Here is a 21,248-nt window from a genome sequence, read left to right on the forward strand (position 1 = left end):
AGGCGGCCCCGGGGCTTTGTCGTCGTTTCGTCGACTGTTACCCCGTGTCGCCCAAGGGTGCGGTTCTACCCACCCTGCTTCCTTCTGTGACACCGCCGTCCTCCTCTCCCCCTCGCCGAGCGCGACCTGAGCACCAAGCAGCGGCCACTGCGACCTCAGCGTTGTCAGCTGCGACATGCATGAACAGCGGGCTGCAGCTCGACAGCCGGCGCCCCGTGACAGCCCCGACTCGCCGAGGTCGAGCATTGGCACAGCCAGTGCATATAAAATATCGTATACGAAATCATCAGTACGAAAGACGATATCCACATAGACCGCTCGACCCCACCCGACCACGAGGCCCCTATGAAAAAACCAACAACTGCCGTAGCCCTCACCGCTGTCCTGAGCGCCGCCCTGATCGGCCAGGCCCAGGCCGACAAACTCGACGACATCATCGAGTCCGGCAAGCTGCGCTGCGCCGTGACCCTGGACTTCCCGCCCATGGGCTTCCGTGACGAAGGCAACAACCCCGCCGGCTTCGACGTCGACTATTGCGCCGACCTGGCGAAGATCCTCGGCGTCACCCCGGAGGTGGTCGAGACCCCCTTCCCGGACCGCATCCCGGCGCTGATCTCCGGCCGTGCCGACGTCATCGTCGCCTCCACCTCCGACACCCTGGAACGGGCCAAGACGGTCGGCATGACCGTGCCCTACTTCGCCTTCCAGATGGTCGTGCTGACCCGCGACGACAGCGGCATCAACAGCTACCAGGACCTCAAGGGCCGCCCGGTCGGCAACACCAGCGGCACCTACGAGGCCATTGCCCTGGAAAAAGACGTGAAGAGCTGGGGCGGCGGCAGCTTCCGCGCCTACCAGAGCCTCAACGACACCATCCTCGCCGTCACCCAGGGGCATATCGATGCCACCGTGGTGACCAACACCGTCGCCGCCTCGACCCTCAAGTCCGGCAAGTACAAGGGCCTGAAGATTGCCGGCGACGCGCCCTACACCATCGACTACGTGTCCCTGGCGGCCAAGCGCAACGAGTACGGCCTGCTCAACTACATGAACCTGTTCATCAACCAGCAGGTGCGCACCGGTCGCTACCAGGAGCTGTGGAACAAGTGGGTCGGCGAGCAGGTCACCCCGGCCAACCTGGCCGTACCGGGCGTGTACTACTGAGTGGCGCAACGCCCGCGTTGAACCCAAACCCACCAATCGACGTGCGGCCCCCGGGCCGCACGGGAGCTACAGATGCCTGAACTGTCGATACACGCGCGCAGCCTGGTTGCCGGCGACGCGCAAGGCGACTTGCTGTACGCCGATGTTGGCTTGAGCTTCTGGGGCGGGGTCGACCCCTTCAGCGGCGAGGTGATCGACCGCCATCACCCCTTGAGCGGCCAGATCATTGCCGGCCGCGTGCTGGCGCTCCCCAGCGGGCGCGGCTCCTGCACCGGCAGCAGCGTGCTGCTGGAACTGATTCTCAACGGCCACGCCCCCGCCGCCCTGGTGGTGGCGCAGCCCGAGGAAATTCTCAGCCTGGGCGCGCTGGTGGCCCAGACCCTGTTCGAACGCGGCCTGCCGGTGGTCTGCGTCGGCGAAGAGGCCTTCGCCTGCCTGCGCGACAAGCACTTCGTGCGCATTGCCGGCGGCCGGGTCCAGGCCTTCGATCTGCCCCCCGATGACGGCTGGCGACCGGCGCCGCCGGACCTGGCCCGGCAGCTTGCCCGCCGCAGTGGCGTGGCCCTGAACGACGGCGACCGCGCCCTGCTCGAGGGCAGGCACGGCAAGGCCGCCCAGGTGGCCATGCAGATCGTCCTGCAGATGGCCGAGCTGCAGGGCGCCACTGAACTGATCGATATCGCCCAGGCGCATATCGATGGCTGCATCTATACCGGCCCGGCCAGCCTGCGCTTCGCCCGCCAGTTGCTGGACTGGGGCGCGGCGGTGCGGGTGCCGACCACCCTCAACGCCATCTCCGTGGACCAGCGCCGCTGGCGCGCCCAGGGCATCGATCCGGCCTTCGGCGAACCGGCCAGCGCCCTGGGCGATGCCTACATGGCAATGGGCGCGCAGATGAGTTTCACCTGCGCGCCCTACCTGCTGGACAGCGCGCCGACGGCGGGCCAGCAGGTGGTCTGGGCCGAGTCCAACGCGGTGGTGTACGCCAACAGCGTGCTGGGCGCCCGCACCCAGAAGTACCCGGACTACCTGGACATCTGTATCGCCCTGACCGGCCGCGCGCCGCTGACCGGCTGTCACCTGGAACAGGGCCGGCGCGCCACCCTGCTGGTCGAGGTGCCGGCGCCGGCAGGCCTGGACGATGCTTTCTATCCGCTGCTGGGCTACCACATCGGCGCCCTGGCCGGCAGTCAGATCCCGGTGATTGCCGGACTGGAGCGAAGCGCGCCGAGCCTGGATGACCTCAAGGCCTTCGGCGCGGCCTTCGCCACCACCTCGGCGGCGCCGATGTTCCACATCGTCGGCGTGACCCCGGAGGCCGCGAGCGCCGAGCAGGCCCTGGCAGGCGAGCCGGCGCGACAGACCCTGCGCCTCGGCCGGCAGGACCTGCTCGCCAGCTGGCGCGAGCTGAACAGTGCCGACAGCCCCGAGCTGGGCCTGGTGTCGCTGGGCAACCCGCACTTCTCCCTGAGCGAATGCGCCACCCTCGCCCGCCTCTGCCAGGGCCGCCGCAAGCACCTCGAGGTGGCCCTGGTGATCACCTGCGGCCGCCACGTGCACGAACAGGCCCGCCAGGCCGGCCACGTCGCCGCGCTGGAGGCCTTCGGCGCGCAGTTCGTCACCGACACCTGCTGGTGCATGCTCGGCGAGCCGGTGCTGCCGGTGACGGCCAAGACCCTGATGACCAACTCCGGCAAATACGCCCACTACGCCCCGGGCCTGGTCGGCCGCAAGGTGCATTTCGCCGGTCTGGCGGCCTGCGTCGAGGCCGCCTGCAGCGGCCAGGCCAGCGGCGAGCTGCCGGCCTGGCTGAACCCGGCCACCCCCTGCCAAGGAGCCGCTTGAGCCATGTTCGACTACAGCTTCCATTGGCGCTCGGCCTTCAAGGCGCTGCCCGACATGCTCGGCGGCGCCTGGGTCACCTTCGAGACCGCCGCCCTGTCGATGATCTTCGGCGTGCTGATCGCCCTGTGCCTGACCCTGATGCGGCAGACGAGCAATCCGCTGACCCGTGGCTTCGCCGAGGCCTGGGTCTCGGTGGCGCGCAACACGCCGTCGCTGTTCCAGATCTACCTGCTGTACTTCGGCCTGGGCTCCTTCGGCCTGCACATCAGCTCCTGGGCCGCGCTGCTGGCCGGGATCACCTTCAACAACGCCGGTTACCTGGCGGAGAACTTTCGCGGCGGCCTCAAGGCCGTGCCCGATACGCAGATGCGCGCGGCCCGCTCCCTGGGCATGAGCGCGTTCAAGGCCTACCGCCTGATCATCGTGCCGCAGCTGCTGCGCATCGTCTTCTACCCGCTGACCAACCAGATGGTCTGGGCGGTGCTGATGACCTCCCTGGGCGTCATCGTCGGCCTCAACAACGACCTCACCGGCGTCACCCAGGACTACAACGTGAAGACCTTCCGCACCTTCGAGTACTTCGCCCTGGCGGCCGTCCTCTACTACCTGATCGCCAAAGCCATAGTGCTGACCGCCCGCCTGCTCGGCTGGCGCCTGTTCCGCTACTAGGAGAGCACCGGCCATGTTCGTCACCAGCCTTACCTCGACCGACCTGCTGTACCTCGCGCAAGGCGCCTGGACCACCCTCCTGCTGACCCTCGGCGCGATGTTCCTGGGCACCCTTGGCGGCGTGCTCTGCGGCCTGCTGCGGGCCACCCTGCCGCGCGCCACCCTGCCGCTGGCCTGGCTGCTGGACGTGTTCCGCAGCGTGCCGCTGCTGATCCAGTTCGTCCTGTTCAACTCGCTGAAAAGCATCGCCGGCCTCGACTGGAGCGCCTTCAGCGTCGCCTGCGGGGTGCTGGGTATCTATGCCGCCGCCTACTGCACCGAGATCGTGCGCAGTGGCGTGCTGGCCGTGTCGCCCAACGTGCGCCGCGCCGCCCGCTCGCTGGGCCTGAACTACTGGCAGGACCTGCGTCATATCGTCCTGCCCATGGCCACCCGGGTGGCCTTTCCGGGCTGGCTGAACCTGACGCTGTCGGTGATGAAGGACACCGCCCTGGTCATGTGGATCGGCATCGTCGAGCTGCTGCGCGCCTCGCAGACCATCGTCACACGCATACAGGAGCCGCTGCTGGTGCTGTGCATCGCCGGGCTCATCTACTACTTCATCAGCCTGGTGGTGGCTCGCCTGGGTAACCAACTGGAGAAAAGGTGGCAGGAAAATGATTGAGATCGACAAGGTACACAAATCCTTCGGCGACCTGGACGTGATCAAGGGCGTCAGCCTGACCGTGGACAGGGGCGAGGTGGTGTCCATCATCGGCGGCTCGGGCTCGGGCAAGTCGACCCTGCTGATGTGCATCAACGGCCTGGAGTCGATCAAGCAGGGCAGCATCCGCGTCGACGGCACCGAGGTCCACGCCAAGGCCACCGACCTCAACAAGCTGCGGCAGAAGATCGGTATCGTGTTCCAGCAGTGGAACGCCTTCCCCCACCTGACCGTGCTGGAGAACGTCATGCTGGCGCCGCGCAAGGTGCTCGGCCAGAGCCGCCAGGAGGCCGAGGCCATGGCGGTCAAGCAGCTCACCCACGTGGGCCTGGGCGACAAGCTCAGGGTGTTTCCCGGAAAACTCTCCGGCGGCCAGCAGCAGCGCATGGCCATTGCCCGCGCCCTGGCCATGTCGCCGGACTACATGCTGTTCGACGAGGCCACCAGCGCCCTCGACCCGCAGCTGGTCGGCGAGGTGCTCGACACCATGCGCCTGCTGGCCGAGGACGGCATGACCATGGTCCTGGTGACCCACGAGATCGGCTTCGCCCGCGAGGTGTCCGACCGCGTGGCCTTCTTCCGCAACGGCCTGGTGCACGAGATCGGCACGCCCGAGCAGGTGCTGGGCAACCCGCAGCGGGCGGAGACCGCCGACTTCCTCAAGTCCGTGCTCTAGGAGAAGCGCCATGCGTTCATCGAAAATCATTCATGTGGTCAGCTGCCACGCCGAGGGCGAGGTGGGCGACGTCATAGTCGGTGGCGTGGCGCCGCCGCCCGGCGACACGCTGTGGGCGCAGTCGCGCTGGATCGCCGAAGACCAGAGCCTGCGCAACTTCATGCTCAACGAACCGCGCGGCGGGGTGTTCCGCCACGTCAACCTGCTGGTGCCGGCCAAGGACCCGCGGGCGCAGATGGCCTGGATCATCATGGAGCCGGCCGACACCCCGCCGATGTCCGGCTCCAACTCGCTGTGCGTGGCCACGGTGCTGCTGGAAAGCGGCATCCTGCCGATGACCGAGCCCGAGACCCGCCTGGTGCTGGAGGCCCCCGGCGGCCTGATCGAGGCGCTGGCCCAGTGCCGCGACGGCAAGGTCGAGCGCGTCGAGGTGACGAACCTGCCGTCCTTCGCCGACAAGCTCGACGCCTGGATCGAAGTGGAGGGCCTGGGCTCGCTGCAGGTGGACACCGCCTACGGCGGCGACAGTTTCGTGATCGCCGACGCCCAGGCCCTGGGCTTCGCCCTGAAGGCCGACGAGGCCGCCGACCTGGCCGTCACGGGCCTGAAGATCACCCGCGCGGCCAACGAGCAGCTGGGCTTCGTCCATCCGCTGAACCAGGACTGGGACCACATCTCCTTCTGCCAGCTGGCCGGCCCGCTGCAGCGCGAGCAGGGCGTGCTGAGCGCCGCCAACGCGGTGGTGATCCGCCCCGGCAAGGTCGACCGCTCGCCCACCGGCACCGGTTGCTCGGCGCGCATGGCGGTGCTGCACGCCAGGGGCCAGCTGCAGGTCGGCGAGCGCTTTATCGGCCGCTCGATCATCGGCTCGGAGTTCCACTGCCGTATCGACAGCCTCACCGAGGTGACCGGGCGCCCGGCGATCATCCCCTGCCTCTCCGGCCGGGCCTGGATCACCGGCACCCACCAGCACCTGCTCGACCCGAGCGACCCCTGGCCCCAGGGCTATCGCCTGTCCGACACCTGGCCGCTGGAATCCTAGCGGTCTTTTTTACAACCACTAACGTATACGAAATACAAAACCCGGAGGCAATCATGAGCAAGAAAGTCAACTGGAGCGGGGTCTTCCCCGCGGTTACCACTCAATTCAACGACGATTTCTCCATCAACCTGGACAAGACCCATCAGGTCATCTCCAACGTGATCCGCGACGGTGTCTCGGGTCTGGTCGTGTGCGGTTCGGTCGGCGAAAACACCTCGCTGACCGCTGAAGAGAAGATCGCCGTTACCGAAGTGGCCGTCGATGCGGCCAAGGGACGTGTACCGGTGATCTGTGGCGTCGCCGAATTCACCAGCGTCGCCGCGGCCAATACCGCCAACCTGGTCCGCAAGGCCGGGGTCGACGGCGTGATGCTGATGCCCGCGCTGGTCTACGGCTCCAAGCCGTACGAAACCGCCGAGCACTACCGTTACGTGGCCAAGCACGCCGACGTGCCACTGATGGTCTACAACAACCCGCCGATCTACAAGAACGACGTCACCCCGGACATCCTCATCTCCCTGGCCGACTGCGACAACGTGGTGTGCTTCAAGGATTCCTCCGGCGATACCCGTCGTTTCATCGACGTGCGCAATGAGGTGGGCGACCGCTTCGTGCTGTTCGCCGGTCTCGACGACGTGGTGCTGGAAAGCCTCGCGGTCGGTGCCGAAGGCTGGGTCTCGGGCATGAGCAACGTATTCCCGAAAGAAGGCGAGACCATCTTCCGCCTGTGCAAGGCCGGGCGCTTCGCCGAGGCCATGCCGATCTACGAGTGGCTGATGCCGATCCTGCACCTCGACGCCCGCGCCGACCTGGTGCAGTGCATCAAGCTGTGCGAGGCCATCGCCGGCCGCGGCAGCGAGCTGACCCGTCCTCCACGCCTGCTGCTGCGTGGTGAAGACCGCGCCCACGTCGAGGCGATCATGGCCAAGGCCCTGGCCAACCGCCCGATCCTGCCGGACGTCGGCCTGTAACCCCTTCGGCCCGTCCTGTGGCGGGCCTTTATCGCGCCGCCGGCGCGCTCGACTGCGCCGGCCGTTCGCTCGACCCCAAGGGAGAGACCCCATGATCCGCAATAAAGCCCAGTTACTCGTCGCAGTGGGCCTGGCATTCATCTGCTCCACCAGCCAGGCCGCCAGTTACAGCTATAACGTACCGACCTCGGTGCCCGAGGGCAGCTTCTTCTTCAACAACTTTCTCCAGCGTTTCGCCGACAATGCCGCCCTGCTCACCGACGACAGCGTGAAGATCCGCCCCATCGGCGCCGGCGTCGTGGTGCCTGCGCTGCAGGTCTACGAATCGGTGCAAAGCGGCGTGCTCAAGGCCGGCCACTCGACTCCCACTTACCTGGTCAACCAGGACCCGCTGAACAACGTCTTCGCCGGCTTTCCCGGCGGCATGTCCGGCGAGGAAACCATCAGTTGGCTGTACGAGGGCAATGGCCTACAACACCTGCAAGCTTTCCGTGAGAAGAACATGGGCCTGCACAGCCTGGTAGTGGGCGTCGGCAGCACCGAAGTGCTGGCCCATGCCAACAAGAAGATTCAGCGCCTGGAGGACTTCAAGGGCCTCAAGTACCGCACCGCAGGGGCCTGGGCCGAGGTCATCCAGCAGGTCGGTGCCGCGCCGACGGTGGTGCCGCCGGGCGAGATCTACACCCTGCTGCAGCGCAAGGGCGTGGATGCGGTCGAGTGGGCTACCCCCGGCGCCAACCTCAACGAAGGCTTCCATGAGGTGGCTCCCTATCTGGTGACGCCCGGCGTCCACCAACCCTCCTTCGTCTGGGAGTTCTTCATGACCGTCGAGAGCTGGAACGCCATCGATGAAACGACCCGGGCCAAGCTGGAGGAGGCCGCCAAACTCACCACCCTGCAGAGCTACTTCCATTTCCTCGACAGCGACATGAAGGCGATGGACAGCTACCGCGCAGCGGGTATCGAGATCATCCAGCTGGACAAGGACGTCATCGACGACCTCGCCACGCGCGGCAACCGCTTGATGGCCGACAAGATCGCCGCGCGCAAGGCCGACGACATCGACGCCAAGGCGATCTTCAAGGACTACAGCGATTACATGCAGCGCTGGTCGAAGAACTCCTCCTACCTCTACCGCCACTGATCGTGAAGGCGAGGCGGCCACCCGGCCGCCACGCCCGGGAGACCGATATGAAAGGCAAATGGTACGGCCTGCCCGCTATCGCGCTGCTCTGGGTGGCGGCGGCGATGGCCCTGCTGCTGGTGCTGGCGATGATCTACGAGGTCTTCTCGCGCTATGTGCTCAATGCCCCGACCCTGTGGGCCTTCGACATTTCCTACATGCTCAATGGTGCCCTGTTCATCCTCGGCTGCGCCTATGCGCTGAAGGAAGAGGCCCATGTGCGCATCGATTTTCTTGCCAGCCGGCTCAAGCCGGCCTGGCAACGGCGGATCAACGCGGCCTTCTACCTCTGCCTGCTCGCGCCGGCCCTCGGCGGCCTGACCTGGGTCGCCAGCCGCCGCACCCTGCATGCCTTCGCCAGCGGCGAGGTGGAGCACGTCAGCCCCTGGGCGCCGCTGATGTGGCCGTTCTATTCGGCCCTGGCCATCGGCCTCGCGGCATTGACCCTGCAGGTAGCGATCGACGCCGTACTGTTCCTGACCGACCGCAAGCATCCCGGCAGCAAGGAAACCTGAACGATGATGGCCTATGTTCCCCTGCTGATGTTCTGCCTGCTGTTCGTCTTCGTCTTCCTCGGCATTCCGGTGTCCTTCTCGCTGATCGCCACCTCGTTCCTGTTCGGCATGCTGTTCTTCGGCGACACCATCTTCCAGCAGATGTACGGCTCGCTGCTGCAGGCTTCGACGAACTTCACCCTGTCGGCCATCCCGCTGTTCGTCCTGATGGGCGCGATTCTCGAGCAGACCGGCCTGGCCCGGCGCCTGTACAACGCCCTGCAGCTCTGGCTCGGCGGCTTCTCCGGCGGCCTGGCCATCTCCACCATGCTGATGTGCGGCATCTTCGCCGCCGCCTCGGGCATCGTCGGCGCGGTGGAAATCGTGGTCGGCTTGATGGCCATTCCGGCCATGACCAAGTACCGCTATGACCGTTCGCTGATCAGCGGCACCATCTGCGCCGGCGGCTCGCTCGGCACCATCATTCCGCCTTCGGTGATAGTCGTGGTGTACGCCTCCATGGCCCAGCTCTCGATCGGCCAGCTGTTCGCCGCCACGCTGATTCCCGGCCTGCTGATGATGGCGCTGTTCCTGCTGTATATCGGCGTCGCCTGCTGGCTGAGGCCGGCCCTGGCACCCGCGGTGGCGGAGATGCGCCAGGTGGCGCTGACGGAAAAGCTCAGGATCACCCTCAAGGCCCTGGTGCCGCCTTTCCTGCTGATCGCCGCGGTGCTCGGCTCGATGCTGATGGGCATCGCTTCGCCCACCGAATCGGCGGCGGTCGGGGCCTTCGGTGCGGCGCTGCTGGCCCTGTGCTTCGGCGAGCTGAGCCTGGCGCGGCTGGGCGAGGCGCTGGTCTCGACCGTCAGGATCACCGCGATGATCATGCTCATCGTGGTCGGCGGCACGCTGTTCACCGCGATATTCGCCATCAGTGGCGGTGGCTGGGCGCTCGCCGAGTTCATCCAGGAGCTGGCCCTGAGCCCCTACTGGCTGATCTTCGCGCTGCTGCTGATCGTTCTGCTGGCCGGCATGGTGCTGGACTGGATTTCCATCGTGCTGATCTTCGTGCCGATCTTCACCCCACTGATCAAGCTCGCCGGTATCGACCCGGTCTGGTTCGCGGTGATGTTCATGGTGGTGATCCAGACCTCCTACCTGACCCCGCCGATGGCGCCTTCGATCTTCTACCTGAAATCCATCGCGCCCCCCGATTTCGGCTACGGCCACATGTACCGCGGCGTGATCCCATTCATCCTGATCCAGTTGCTGCTGTTCCTGATCATCCTGCTGCTACCGGGGCTGGCGACCTGGCTGCCGCGACAACTGTTCTAGTCCCCCCGTCATTTCAAGGAGCCCTGCATGCCCATTATCCTCGGCCACAACTCTATCGGCGGTGCCCGTAGCGCCGCCGGCAACGTGCACCTGCACAGCCTCGATGCCAGCAGCGGCGAGGCCCTGCCCTATGAATTCATCCAGGCCACCCCGGCCGAGGTAGATGCCGCCGCCCGCGCCGCAGCCGCGGCCTACCCGCTGTTTCGCAGCTTGGCGGCCGAGCGCCGCGCCGAGTTCCTCGACGCCATCGCCGACGAGATCGACGCCCTGGGCGAGGACTTCGTCGCCCTGGTGTGCCGCGAGACCGCCCTGTCGGCGGCGCGTATCCAGGGCGAGCGCGGCCGCACCAGCAACCAGATGCGCCTGTTCGCCCAGGTGCTGCGCCGTGGCGACTTCCATGGCGCGCGCATCGACCGCGCGCTGCCCGAGCGCCAGCCGCTGCCACGCCCGGACCTGCGTCAGTACCGCATCGGCCTGGGGCCGGTGGCGGTGTTCGGCGCCAGCAATTTTCCCCTGGCCTTCTCCACCGCCGGCGGCGACACCGCCGCGGCCCTGGCGGCCGGCTGTCCGGTGGTGTTCAAGGCCCACAGCGGGCACATGGCTACCGCCGAATGCATGGCCGACGCACTGCTCCGCGCCGCCGAGAAGACCGGGATGCCGAAAGGGGTGTTCAACATGATCTACGGCAACACGGTCGGCGCCGACCTGGTCAGGCACCCGGCGATCCAGGCGGTCGGCTTCACCGGCTCGCTCAGGGGCGGCCGGGCGCTGTGCGACCTGGCCGCGGCGCGTCCCCAGCCGATCCCGGTGTTCGCCGAGATGTCCAGCATCAACCCGGTGGTGCTGCTGCCGGCGGCGCTGAAGAGCCGCGGCGTGCAGATCGCCAGCGAGCTGAGCGGCTCGGTGCTGCTCGGCTGCGGGCAGTTCTGCACCAGCCCGGGCCTGGTGCTTGGCGTGCGTTCGGCGGAGTTCAGCGCGTTCGTCCAGGAGTTCGCCGCCAGGATGGCCGCGCAGCCGGCCCAGACCATGCTCAACGCCGGCACCCTGCAGAGCTACGCCGCCGGCCTGGAGCGGCTGCACGCGCACCCGGGCATCCGCCACCTGGCAGGTAGTGCACAGACGGGGCAGCAGGCCCGGCCGCAGCTGTTCCAGGCCGACGCCCGCCTGCTGCTGGAGGGCGACGCGCTGCTCCAGGAAGAGGTGTTCGGGCCGGCCACGGTGCTGGTCGAGGTCGCCGATCAGACCGAAATGGAGCGGGCGCTGCATGGCCTGCACGGCCAGCTCACCGCCACCCTGATCGCCGAACCGGCGGACCTGGATGGCTGCGCCGGGCTGCTGGCGCTGCTCGAGCAGAAGGCCGGGCGCCTGCTGCTCAACGGCTACCCGACCGAGGTCGAGGTGTGTGACGCCATGGTCCACGGCGGCCCCTACCCGGCCACCTCCGACCCTCGCGGTACCTCGGTGGGCAGCGCGGCCATCGAGCGCTTCCTGCGCCCGGTCTGCTACCAGAACTGCCCCGACGCGCTGCTGCCGCCGGCGCTGCAGAATGCCAACCCCCTGGGCATCGCCCGCCTGGTGGACGGTGAGACCACGCGGCAAGCCCTGCCCTGAAAGCTGTCGGCCAGGTCCCAGGGTTGCTGTCTTGCCCCGGCTTATCGAGCCGGGGCTTTTTTATCGAGGCTTCGCGGTTATAACCCTACGGTTCTACCCGAGGATCAACGCCTTGAGGTCGTCATAGAGGGCCTGGGGAATCTGCACGCCCTGCTCGGCGCTGCGCGCCCGGGCCTGGTAGCGGCGCTGCGAAGGCAGGCGCGCGCCCTGGCCCTGGATGCTGGCGAACAGGCTCTCGGCGCGCCCCAGGTGGCTGTCGGCGTCCTCGCCGAGAAAGCGCCGCGGGTCCAGGGCGATGATCAGTTCGCCATGATAGGGCGAGGACCGGCTGCCGGCGTCGAATGCCAGGGACTCGGCGCTGGTCAGGTCGCCGATCAGCGGCCCGGCGATCAGCTCGACCATGGCCGCCAAAGCCGAGCCCTTGTGCCCGCCGAAGGTCAGCATGGCGCCGTTGAGCACGGCGGCGGCATCGGTGCTGGGCTGACCCTGGGCATCGATGCCCCAGCCCAGGGGAATCGGCTGGCCGGCACGGCGGTGCAGCTCGATGTCGCCGCGGGCGATGGCGCTGGTGGCGAAGTCGAAGATAAAGGGCTGACGGCCCGAACGCGGCCAGCCGAAGGCGATCGGGTTGGTGCCGAACACCGGCTGGGTGCCGCCGGCCGGCGCCACCCAGGCATGGCTGGGGGTGCAGGCCAGGGCCACCAGGCCGGCGTCGGTCAGGGCCTCGATCTCCACCCACAGGGCGGAGAAATGCACGCAGCGGTTGATCGCCAGGGCGGCGATGCCGCAGTCGCGGGTCTTGGCCAGCAACGCCGGCAGGCCGGCCTGGAAGGCCAGCTGGGAGAAGCCGCCGCGGGCATCGACGCGGACGATCGCCGGGGCCTGGTCGAACACCTGCGGCTCGGCATCGGCCACCACCTTGCCGGCCTTGAGCGAGCTGACGCAACCGAGCAGCCGGTACAGGCCATGGGAGGCGCAACCGTCGCGCTCCCCGGCCAGCACCGTGGCCGTCACCGCCTGCACGTGGGGCTCGCTGAAGCCATTGCTGCGCAGGATGTCCTGCGCCAGTTCGCGCGCTTGTTCCAGGGTCAATCGAATCACGGTGCGGCTCCTCTACTAACCAACGGCTAGGGTGGCGCCTCGGGCCTGCACCGGCTTGAGTCGTTTAGCCGGGGAATCTGACGAATTCGGCACAACCTCGTTCAGGCGAACTGCCCGCGCATCCAGGCCAGGTACTCGGCCGCAGCGGCCTCGCCCTCGTTCGGCGCCCAGGGCGCCCGCTCGCCCTCGCCGACCGGGCGGTAGGGCCCGGCCTTGCACTCGAACAGGATGCTGTCGGCCTGCAGCACCACCAGGGCATGGAACACCCCGGGCGGCAGGTCGACGCCGACGCAGTCGCCGCCGGCCTGCAGCAGCTGCTTGTCGCGCAGCTCGCCGTTGTCGTCGAAGATCAGCAGGCCCAGGCGCCCCTTGAGCACCAGCAGGGCCTCGGCCTTGTCCGCCGCCAGGTGGCGGTGCGGCGGGATATAGGTATCCGGCTGCAGGCCCACGGCCATGCGGTGGCAGGGCTCCTCCATCTGGTGGAAGTTGTGGTGCTGGCGCTGGCGCGGGTTGGCCGCGGCCTGCGCGGCCAGTTCGCCGAACAGCCGTTGATCGAGCAGGCGTGGCGCGCTCATGGCTTACAGGCCCTTGACCGCATAGATGCCGGCGGCGTTGCGCCAGTAGCCCTTGTAGTCCATGCCGTAGCCGAAGATGTAGCGGTCGATGCACGGCAGGCCGACGTAATCGGCCTTGAGGTCCGGGCGCGCCTTGCGCTCGTGGTCCTTGTCGATCAGCACCGCGGTGTGCACCGCGCTGGCGCCGGCGTGACGGCAGAAGTCGATGATGGCGCCGAGGGTGTGGCCCTCGTCGAGGATGTCGTCGATGATCAGCACGTCGCGGTCGATGAAGGAGATTTCCGGCTTGGCCTTCCAGAACAGCTCGCCGCCGCTGGTCTCGTTGCGGTAGCGGGTGGCGTGCAGGTAGGACAGTTCCAGGGGGAAGTCGAGCTTGGGCAGCAGCTTGCCGGAGAAGATCAGGCCGCCGTTCATCACGCAGAACACCACCGGGTTGCGCTCGGCCAGCTGGTCGTTGATGGCCGCGGCGACCCGGTCGATGGCCGCTTCCACTTCGGCTTCGGTGTACAGGCAGTCGGCTTCCGCCATGACTTGGCGAATGTGCGCGAGATCGGCGGGCATGGTGCTTCCTCTTGAGTGAAGGGCCCTGCGCGAGGCAGAGAACCTGATCGGGTCGTCAAAATAAAAGTCGGCAAAGGTACGCATCCGGCCGCCGCGGGGCAAGCCCTGGCGGACAAACGCGGCCACCCGGCCGTCTATCTCGGCGAACAGGCGGATATTAAACGCAATCCCCCGGCAATACTCGACATGGCGCGCCCCACTTGGCCGGCGCAATGCTTTACTCTAGCGCCATTTTTCGCCAGTCCGCCGGAGAGCCCGCATGCCCATCCTCGAGATCCGCCACCCGCTGATCCGCCACAAGCTCGGTCTGATGCGCCGCGCCGACATCAGCACGAAGAACTTCCGCGAACTGGCCCAGGAAGTCGGCGCCCTGCTGACCTACGAGGCGACCCAGGACCTGCCCCTGGAGAACTACGAGGTCCAGGGCTGGGCCGGCACCGTGCAGGTGGAGAAGATCGCCGGCAAGAAGATCACCGTGGTGCCGATCCTGCGGGCCGGCATCGGCATGCTCGACGGCGTGCTCAGCCTGATTCCCGGGGCCAAGGTCAGCGCCGTGGGCGTGGCGCGCAACGAGCAGACCCTGCAGGCGCACACCTACCTGGAGAAGCTCGCGCCGGAGATCGACGAGCGCCTGGCGCTGATCATCGACCCGATGCTCGCCACCGGCGGCTCCATGGTCGCCACCATCGACCTGCTGAAGAAGGCCGGCTGCAAGGAGATCCGCGCCATGGTGCTGGTCGCCGCGCCGGAGGGCATCAAGGCGGTGGCCGATGCCCACCCGGACGTGACCATCTTCACCGCCTCCATCGACGAGCGCCTGAACGAGCACGGCTACATCATTCCCGGCCTGGGCGATGCCGGCGACAAGATCTTCGGCACCAAGCAGAAGGACGCCTGAGCATGCAGGACCACATGCAGGACCCGACCTGGCGCCAGGCCCTGGCCGGCTCGCAGATGCTCTTCGTGGCCTTCGGCGCCCTGGTGCTGATGCCGCTGATCACCGGCATGGACCCCAACGTGGCGCTGTTCACCGCCGGCCTCGGCACCCTGATCTTCCAGCTGGTGACCAAGAACCAGGTGCCGGTGTTCCTCGCCTCCAGCTTCGCCTTCATCGCCCCCATCCTGGCGGCGAAAAGCGACTTCGGCCTGCCGGCGACCCTCGGCGGCCTGGTCGCCGCCGGCGTCATGTACATGCTGCTGGCCGGCGCGGTGCGCCTGAAGGGCACCGGCTTCATCGACCGCCTGCTGCCGCCGGTGGTGATCGGTCCGGTGATCATGGCCATCGGCCTGGGCCTGGCGCCGGTGGCGGCGAACATGGCGATGGGCAAGGCCGGCGATGCCAGCGTGCAACTGGTGCCCTATGACACGGCGCTGATGATCTCCCTGCCGGCGCTGCTCACCACCCTGATCGTCGCGGTGATCGGCCGCGGCCTGTTCCGCCTGATCCCGATCCTCTGCGGCGTCGCCGTGGGCTACGCCCTGGCGGTGCTGCTCGGCGTGGTCGAGTTCGCCGCGGTGGCCGCCGCGCCCTGGCTGGCGGTGCCGAACTTCGTCGCCCCGGAACTGCACTGGGGAGCGATCCTGTTCATCCTGCCGGTGGCCATCGCCCCGGCCATCGAGCACATCGGCGACGTGCTGGCGATCGGCACGGTGACCGGCAAGAACTACCTGAAGAAGCCCGGCCTGCACCGCACCCTGCTCGGCGACGGCCTGGCCACCTCGGCCGCCGGCCTGCTCGGCGGCCCGCCCAACACCACCTACTCGGAAGTCACCGGCGCGGTGATGCTGACCAAGAACTTCAACCCCAAGGTGATGGTCTGGGCCGCGCTGATCGCCATGGCCCTGGCCTTCATCGGCAAGTTCGGTGCGGCGCTGCAGAGCATCCCGGTGCCGGTGATGGGCGGCATCCTCTGCCTGCTGTTCGGCTCCATCGCGGTGGTCGGCCTCAACACCCTGATCCGTCACCAGGTCGACCTGTCCGAGGCGCGCAACCTGGTGATCGTCGCGGTGACCCTGGTGTTCGGCATCGGCGGCATGGTCATCGGCGCCGGCGACGTCAGTCTCAAGGGCATCTCCCTGTGCGGCATAGTCGCCATCCTGCTCAACCTGTTGCTGCCCGGCGGCCAAGGCTGGCGCAGCAAGGCGCTGAGCGAAGAACGCTGAAAACTACTGCACTCGGCTATGCGGCGTTGAAACGTAGCGCAGCGGAGTAACAGCCGAAGGCTGGCCCGTAGGGCGAACGAAGTGAGTCAATCAGACCCAGAATGCTCATGGACTCCAGTCCATTGCGCTTCTTCGCCTGACTTCGCCTTGCCTAGCCTTCGCTCGCTAGGTTTTCAAACCGTCTGGTAACTATCCAATAGAAAGCCCCGCCAAGGCGGGGCTTTCTTAATTGTCGCGACGGAACTCAAGCCGGCTCGGCCGCCCACTGCTGCAGGCGCACCACGCTCTCCCGGTAGGGCTTGAGGCCCTGGGCGAGCAGCAGGATCGAGGAGAACACCGCCAACGCGCTGACCAGCAGCAGCGAGTAGCGCAGCGCCTGGTCGTCGCCGAAGCCGTAGTCGGTGACCAGCGCCACCGCCGTGGGCCCCAGGCCCAGGCCGATCAGGGTGATGACGAACAGGTAGATGGCCGAGGCCTGGCCGCGCATCGAGTTGGGCATGATCTCCTGGATCGCCGCCGGGGCCACGCCGAATGGCATGCTCAGGCAGAACACGGTCGGCGCCATCAACACGGCGGCCCAAAAGCCGCTGTTCACCAGCGGGAAGCTCAGCACGCAGGGCACGGCGGCGATGGCGGCGTACAGGCCGACGCGCATGTTGGCGTCGCTGCGCCCGTGCCTGGCCATCCAGTCGTCCAGACGCCCGCCGAAAACGATGCCCAGGCAGCCGAATACCGCCACGATGCCGCCGTAGACGATACCCACCTGACCGGCATCCCAGCCATGGGTACGGATGAAGAAGGTCGGCACCCAGGCGGCGCTGCCGTAGCCGGCGAACGACAAGCCGGCGAAGCCGAAGTTGTGGCACAGCACGGTGCGCCGGTTGGCGCGGATATAGCGGCCGACGTCGGCCAGCGGCACCGCCACCCCGGCGCCGACGCCACGCCGCACCGGCTCCCGCACCGCCAGCAGCAGCAGGGTGAACAGCACCCCGGCGGCGCCCAGCAACAGGAAGATCAACTGCCAGGGCCGCACCTCGCCCAGCAGCGGCAGCAGCACGTCGCCCTGGGCCGAGGCGAACTGGATCACCAGGCCGCCGAGCAGGAAGGCCAGCCCCGAGCCCAGGTAGACGCCCATGGAGTAGACGCTGATGGCGGTGGCGCGGCGCTCGGCGGGAAAGCTGTCGGCGATCAGCGAATAGGCCGCCGGCGACAGGGCCGCCTCGCCGACGCCGACGCCGATGCGGCACAGCAGGAACTGCCAGTACAGCTTGGCCATGCCGCAGGCCGCGGTGGCGGCGCTCCAGAACAGCACGCCGATGGCGATCAGCCCGCGCCGGCTGCGGGTATCGGCCATGCGCCCCAGGGGGATGCCGCACACGGTGTAGAACAGGGCGAAGGACAGGCCCATCAGCAGGCTCATCTGGGTGTCGCTGATCAGCAGGTCGCGGCGGATCGGGCCGACCAGCAGGTTGAGGATCTGCCGGTCGATGAAGGACAGCACATAGGCCACCATGAGGATGGCAACTGTGGCCCAGGCACGGACGCCGGAGGGGTAGCCGTTATTCTTGTTATGCACGGACGCTCTCCTCGGCACCGCTGCGGCGGTGCGCGATGGTTGAAGGTAGCGCCAGCTTAAGTCGATATAAAGAGCACTCAGTATCAGCACCCGCCGTTATCAGCCAGGCGAATCAAGCGCCTGGCTGCAGGCTGATGACGCTTCCGCTCAGCGCATCGCCGGGGCCCGTGCGCACAGCTGCGCGAGGGCGGCCACCCAGCTCGGATGATCGTTGAGGCAGGGCACCAGCTCCAAGGTCTCGCCACCGGCGGCCTGGAACTGTTCGCGGCCACGGTCGCCGATCTCCTCCAGGGTCTCGATGCAGTCGGCGACGAAGGCCGGGCACATCACCAGCAGCTTCTTCACCCCCTGGCGGCCCAGTTCGTCCAGGCGGGTCTCGGTGTAGGGCTCGATCCACTTGGCCTTGCCCAGGCGCGACTGGAAGGACACCGACCACTGCTCGGGACTCAGCCCCAGGCGCACTGCGAAGGCCTCGGCGCTGCGCAGGCACTGGGCGCGGTAGCAGCTGGCGAGCACCTCGGGCGGCGCCGTGCGGCAGCAATCGGCGCCCTGCAGGCAGTGGCCGCTGGGGTCGAGCTTGTGCAGGTGCCGCTCGGGCAGGCCGTGGAAACTCAGCAGCAGGTGGTCGAAGCCCTGCTGCAGATGGGGCCTGGCGCTGTCCACCAGGGCCTCGAGGTACTCCGGCCGATCGTAGAACGGCGGCAGGAGGGCGAAGTCCAGCTTCAGGGCCTGTTCGCGCAGCACCCGCTTGGCCTCCTCCACCACCGTGGTCACGGTGCTGTCGGCGAACTGCGGGTAGAGCGGCGCCAGGGTCACCTGGCGCACGCCCTGGGCGGCCAGCCGCAGCAGCGCCGCCTCGATCGACGGCTCGCCGTAGCGCATCGCCAACTCCACCGGGCCATGCGGCCAGTGCCCGTCCATCGCCTGCTGCAGGCGCCGGCTCAGCACCACCAGCGGCGATCCCTCCGCCCACCAGATCGACGCATAGGCCTCGGCCGATTGTGCCGGGCGCCTGATCAGGATCAGCGACACCAGCAGGCGCCGCAGCGGCCAGGGCAGGTCGACCACGTAGGGGTCCATGAGGAATTGGTTGAGGTAGCGTCGTACATCGGCCACGTCGGTCGATGCCGGGGAGCCCAGGTTGACCAGCAACAAGGCGTGATCGGTCATACACAGTCCTATTCAATGGTGATCGGCCAGAATGTCCTCGAGGGCCGCATCCAGATCGGTGAACCGAAACGCGAACCCGGCCTCCTCCAGGCGCACCGGCAGCGCTCGCTGGCCACCGAGCAGCAGGCCGGACAGCTCGCCCAGGACCACGCGCAGGACGAAGGCCGGCGCCGGCAGGATCGCCGGGCGGTGCAGGGCACGACCCAGGGCCCGGGCGAAATCGGCGTTGCGCACCGGCTGCGGAGCGCAGGCATTATAGGGACCCGTGGCCTGCTGCTGGTGCATGAGAAAATCGATCAGGGCAATTTGGTCGGCCAGATGGACCCAGGGCATCCACTGCCGGCCATCGCCCAGGGGGCCGCCGAGGCCCAGCTTGAACGGCGGCATCAGGCGCTTGAGCATGCCGCCGTCGCGCGCCAGCACCAGGCCGGTGCGCAGCAGCACCACACGGATGCCCAGGGCCTCGGCGCGCTGCGCGGTTTCCTCCCAGGCGCCGCACAACTGGGCGGCGAAGTCGTCGGTGACCTGCGGCATGTCCTCATGCAACTCGCGCTCGCCGCCATCGCCATACCAGCCCACCGCCGAGCCGGACAGCAACACCTCGGGCCTCTGCTCGCGCCGGCCCAGCCAGGCCAGCAGCTGCTCGGTGAGGCCGATACGGCTGGCCCACAACAGGGTCTTGCGCTTGCGCGTCCAGGGCCGATCGGCAATCGGCGCGCCCGCCAGGTTGACCAGCGCATCCAGCGGTTCCTCGCCCAGTTCCTCGAGATGGCCGATACCACGCACCCCGGCGCCGCAGAGGCGCGCCACCCGCTGCGGGCTGCGGCTCCACACCGTCAGGCTGTGCCCCTGGGACAACCAGTGCCGGCATAGGCCACGGCCTATCAAGCCAGTACCGCCGGTCAGCAATATGTGCATGGCATCTTCCTCGCATGGCGTAACACCGGGTTCTCGCCCTAGTCTGAGTTATAGCGTCGGCGCGTGCCTTTTATCCCGTGGCCGACTGTCCTAAATATAGAGAGACAGGATACGAAGCCAAACATCTGTACACTATAATAATATTGTAGAACTTTTGTCTAAGGCGTAATCCAACGCTCTAGCACACGAGGTAGACCATGACCGCAATCGCCCCCATCGCCATCATCGGCACCGGTATTGCCGGACTGTCGGCCGCCCAGACCCTGCACGCCGCGGGCTACGAGCTGCGGCTGTTCGACAAGAGCCGCGGCAGCGGCGGCCGCATGGCCAGCAAGCGCAGCGACGCCGGCGCCCTCGACCTCGGCGCACAGTACTTCACCGCGCGCGATCGGCGCTTCGTCGAGGCGGTCCAGCAATGGCACAGCCGGGGCTGGGTCGCCGAGTGGCAGCCGAGCCTCTACCACTTCCGCGACGGCCAGCTGAGCGCCTCCCCGGACGAGCAGTTGCGCTGGGTCGGCGTCCCGCGCATGAGCGCCATCACCCGCGCCCTGCTCGGTGCGCTGCCGGTGCACTTCTCCTGCCGCATCACCGAGGTGTTTCGCGGCGAACAGCACTGGCACCTGCAGGACGCCGAGGGTGGCAGCCATGGTCCCTTCAGCCATGTGCTGATCGCCACCCCGGCGCCCCAGGCCAGCGCCCTGCTGGCCAGCGCGCCGAAACTCGCCGCCGCCGCCGCCAGCGTGCCGATGGAGCCGACCTGGGCCGCCGCCCTGGCCTTCGACAGCCCGCTGCAGACCGAGGTGGAAGGCTGCTTCGTGCACGACAGCCCGCTCGACTGGCTGGCCCGCAACCGCAGCAAGCCCGGCCGCGAGACCACCCTGGACACCTGGGTGTTGCACGCCAGCAGCGGCTGGAGCAAGCAGCACCTGGACCTGCCCAAGGAGGAGGTGGTGGAGCGGTTGCTCGGCGCCTTCGCCGAGATGATCGGCTGCACCGTGCCGGCGCCGTCCTTCAGCCTGGCCCACCGCTGGCTCTACGCCCGCCCGGGCACCGCCCACCAGTGGGGGGCGCTGGCCGACGCCGACCTGGGCCTCTACGCCTGCGGCGACTGGTGCCTGTCCGGCCGTGTAGAAGGGGCCTGGCTGAGCGGCCAGGAGGCGGCCCGCAAGCTGCTCGGCCACCTGCAGTGAGCCGACCCGGCCTCAGCTAGCCCGGCAATGGTCGCCACACCGCCCCACCATCGCCTCAACCCGGCCAAACTGCCGCTGTCCAAGTGGACAGCAGTGCATCCGCGCGACCGCGAGAAGCACTTCCTGGTCGTCGAGTTGCTGCGCGACGAGGACGACCACATCGTCGCAGTCGAGCTGCAGGCAGTGCTCAGTCGCCACAGCCGACGCCTGCCCTGGCGCGCCCTGCAAGATGCCCGACACTGGCGCATGGGCTGGCAGTAGCCGCAACCAACCTATACACAACCTATACAAAATACTTGTA

At 67.7% G+C, this 21,248-nt stretch carries 21 protein-coding genes; 15 read left to right on the plus strand and 6 right to left on the minus strand.

What is annotated here, in order from left to right; all coding sequences use genetic code 11:
* Nucleotides 1–345: 345 nt before the first annotated feature.
* From I0D00_RS07915 to I0D00_RS07965, 11 genes are all read left to right on the plus strand, one after another.
* Nucleotides 346–1,164: an ABC transporter substrate-binding protein gene (locus I0D00_RS07915; RefSeq protein WP_213639187.1), complete on the plus strand. Its 819-nt coding sequence runs from the start codon at nt 346–348 to the stop codon at nt 1,162–1,164.
* A gap of 72 nt (nt 1,165–1,236) precedes the next feature.
* Nucleotides 1,237–3,009, plus strand: a complete 1,773-nt coding sequence (lhpI, locus tag I0D00_RS07920) for a cis-3-hydroxy-L-proline dehydratase (RefSeq protein ID WP_213639188.1) — start codon at nt 1,237–1,239, stop codon at nt 3,007–3,009.
* 3 nt (nt 3,010–3,012) lie between these two features.
* Nucleotides 3,013–3,678, plus strand: coding sequence for an amino acid ABC transporter permease (locus tag I0D00_RS07925; protein WP_213639189.1), 666 nt, complete (start codon nt 3,013–3,015; stop codon nt 3,676–3,678).
* A 13-nt stretch (nt 3,679–3,691) separates the two neighbouring features.
* The gene (locus I0D00_RS07930; protein ID WP_213639190.1) at nt 3,692–4,342 is read left to right on the plus strand and encodes an amino acid ABC transporter permease; all 651 of its coding nucleotides are present in this window, start codon (nt 3,692–3,694) and stop codon (nt 4,340–4,342) included.
* Nucleotides 4,335–5,057, plus strand: coding sequence for an amino acid ABC transporter ATP-binding protein (locus I0D00_RS07935; RefSeq protein ID WP_213639191.1), 723 nt, complete (start codon nt 4,335–4,337; stop codon nt 5,055–5,057). The genes I0D00_RS07930 and I0D00_RS07935 overlap by 8 nt, the downstream gene beginning before the upstream one ends.
* 10 nt (nt 5,058–5,067) lie before the next feature.
* On the plus strand, nt 5,068–6,099 hold the full coding sequence (locus tag I0D00_RS07940) for a trans-3-hydroxy-L-proline dehydratase (RefSeq protein ID WP_213639192.1): 1,032 nt from the start codon (nt 5,068–5,070) through the stop codon (nt 6,097–6,099).
* A 53-nt stretch (nt 6,100–6,152) separates the two neighbouring features.
* Entirely contained in the window at nt 6,153–7,070 is a 918-nt protein-coding gene (locus tag I0D00_RS07945) for a dihydrodipicolinate synthase family protein (protein ID WP_213639193.1), read from the plus strand.
* Between the two features lie 91 nt (nt 7,071–7,161).
* Entirely contained in the window at nt 7,162–8,214 is a 1,053-nt protein-coding gene (dctP, locus tag I0D00_RS07950) for a TRAP transporter substrate-binding protein DctP (RefSeq protein ID WP_213639194.1), read from the plus strand.
* 47 nt (nt 8,215–8,261) lie between these two features.
* Nucleotides 8,262–8,768 (plus strand): TRAP transporter small permease subunit, encoded by a 507-nt coding sequence (locus tag I0D00_RS07955; RefSeq protein WP_213639195.1) that lies wholly within the window; start codon nt 8,262–8,264, stop codon nt 8,766–8,768.
* Nucleotides 8,769–8,771: 3 nt separating this feature from the next.
* On the plus strand, nt 8,772–10,082 hold the full coding sequence (locus I0D00_RS07960) for a TRAP transporter large permease (protein ID WP_213639196.1): 1,311 nt from the start codon (nt 8,772–8,774) through the stop codon (nt 10,080–10,082).
* A gap of 27 nt (nt 10,083–10,109) precedes the next feature.
* Nucleotides 10,110–11,693, plus strand: coding sequence for an aldehyde dehydrogenase (NADP(+)) (locus I0D00_RS07965; RefSeq protein WP_213639197.1), 1,584 nt, complete (start codon nt 10,110–10,112; stop codon nt 11,691–11,693).
* A 93-nt stretch (nt 11,694–11,786) separates the two neighbouring features.
* Here I0D00_RS07965 and I0D00_RS07970 read toward each other — a convergent pair whose 3' ends face one another.
* The 3 genes from I0D00_RS07970 to I0D00_RS07980 all read right to left on the minus strand — a co-directional run bounded on the left by I0D00_RS07970 (nt 11,787) and on the right by I0D00_RS07980 (nt 13,930).
* Nucleotides 11,787–12,794, minus strand: a complete 1,008-nt coding sequence (locus I0D00_RS07970) for an Ldh family oxidoreductase (protein WP_213639198.1) — start codon at nt 12,792–12,794, stop codon at nt 11,787–11,789.
* A 101-nt stretch (nt 12,795–12,895) separates the two neighbouring features.
* The gene (locus I0D00_RS07975; protein WP_213639199.1) at nt 12,896–13,369 is read right to left on the minus strand and encodes a WbuC family cupin fold metalloprotein; all 474 of its coding nucleotides are present in this window, start codon (nt 13,367–13,369) and stop codon (nt 12,896–12,898) included.
* 3 nt (nt 13,370–13,372) lie between these two features.
* On the minus strand, nt 13,373–13,930 hold the full coding sequence (locus tag I0D00_RS07980) for a hypoxanthine-guanine phosphoribosyltransferase (RefSeq protein WP_213639200.1): 558 nt from the start codon (nt 13,928–13,930) through the stop codon (nt 13,373–13,375).
* Between the two features lie 259 nt (nt 13,931–14,189).
* On the opposite strand from I0D00_RS07980, the gene upp reads away from it, so the two are divergent.
* Nucleotides 14,190–14,828, plus strand: a complete 639-nt coding sequence (upp, locus tag I0D00_RS07985; RefSeq protein WP_213639201.1) for a uracil phosphoribosyltransferase — start codon at nt 14,190–14,192, stop codon at nt 14,826–14,828.
* A gap of 2 nt (nt 14,829–14,830) precedes the next feature.
* Nucleotides 14,831–16,093 carry a uracil-xanthine permease family protein gene (locus I0D00_RS07990; RefSeq protein ID WP_213639202.1) on the plus strand — a complete coding sequence of 421 codons (1,263 nt, stop codon included), beginning with the start codon at nt 14,831–14,833 and terminating at the stop codon, nt 16,091–16,093.
* A gap of 244 nt (nt 16,094–16,337) precedes the next feature.
* Here I0D00_RS07990 and I0D00_RS07995 read toward each other — a convergent pair whose 3' ends face one another.
* The 3 genes from I0D00_RS07995 to I0D00_RS08005 form a co-directional block, all read right to left on the minus strand.
* Nucleotides 16,338–17,669 (minus strand): spinster family MFS transporter, encoded by a 1,332-nt coding sequence (locus tag I0D00_RS07995; protein WP_213639203.1) that lies wholly within the window; start codon nt 17,667–17,669, stop codon nt 16,338–16,340.
* 147 nt (nt 17,670–17,816) lie between these two features.
* Nucleotides 17,817–18,839 carry a ferrochelatase gene (gene hemH, locus I0D00_RS08000; RefSeq protein WP_213639204.1) on the minus strand — a complete coding sequence of 341 codons (1,023 nt, stop codon included), beginning with the start codon at nt 18,837–18,839 and terminating at the stop codon, nt 17,817–17,819.
* Nucleotides 18,840–18,851: 12 nt separating this feature from the next.
* Complete coding sequence (locus I0D00_RS08005) at nt 18,852–19,757, minus strand: TIGR01777 family oxidoreductase (RefSeq protein ID WP_213639205.1); 906 nt, start codon at nt 19,755–19,757, stop codon at nt 18,852–18,854.
* A 197-nt stretch (nt 19,758–19,954) separates the two neighbouring features.
* On the opposite strand from I0D00_RS08005, the gene I0D00_RS08010 reads away from it, so the two are divergent.
* Nucleotides 19,955–20,947, plus strand: coding sequence for an NAD(P)/FAD-dependent oxidoreductase (locus I0D00_RS08010; protein ID WP_213639206.1), 993 nt, complete (start codon nt 19,955–19,957; stop codon nt 20,945–20,947).
* A gap of 27 nt (nt 20,948–20,974) precedes the next feature.
* A complete protein-coding gene (locus I0D00_RS08015; protein ID WP_213639207.1) occupies nt 20,975–21,208 on the plus strand; it encodes a TIGR02450 family Trp-rich protein in 234 nt (77 codons plus the stop codon).
* Nucleotides 21,209–21,248: the final 40 nt, after the last annotated feature.

Origin of the sequence: Pseudomonas lalucatii, assembly GCF_018398425.1 — a bacterium.
Taxonomy (GTDB): Bacteria; Pseudomonadota; Gammaproteobacteria; order Pseudomonadales; family Pseudomonadaceae; genus Aquipseudomonas; species Aquipseudomonas lalucatii.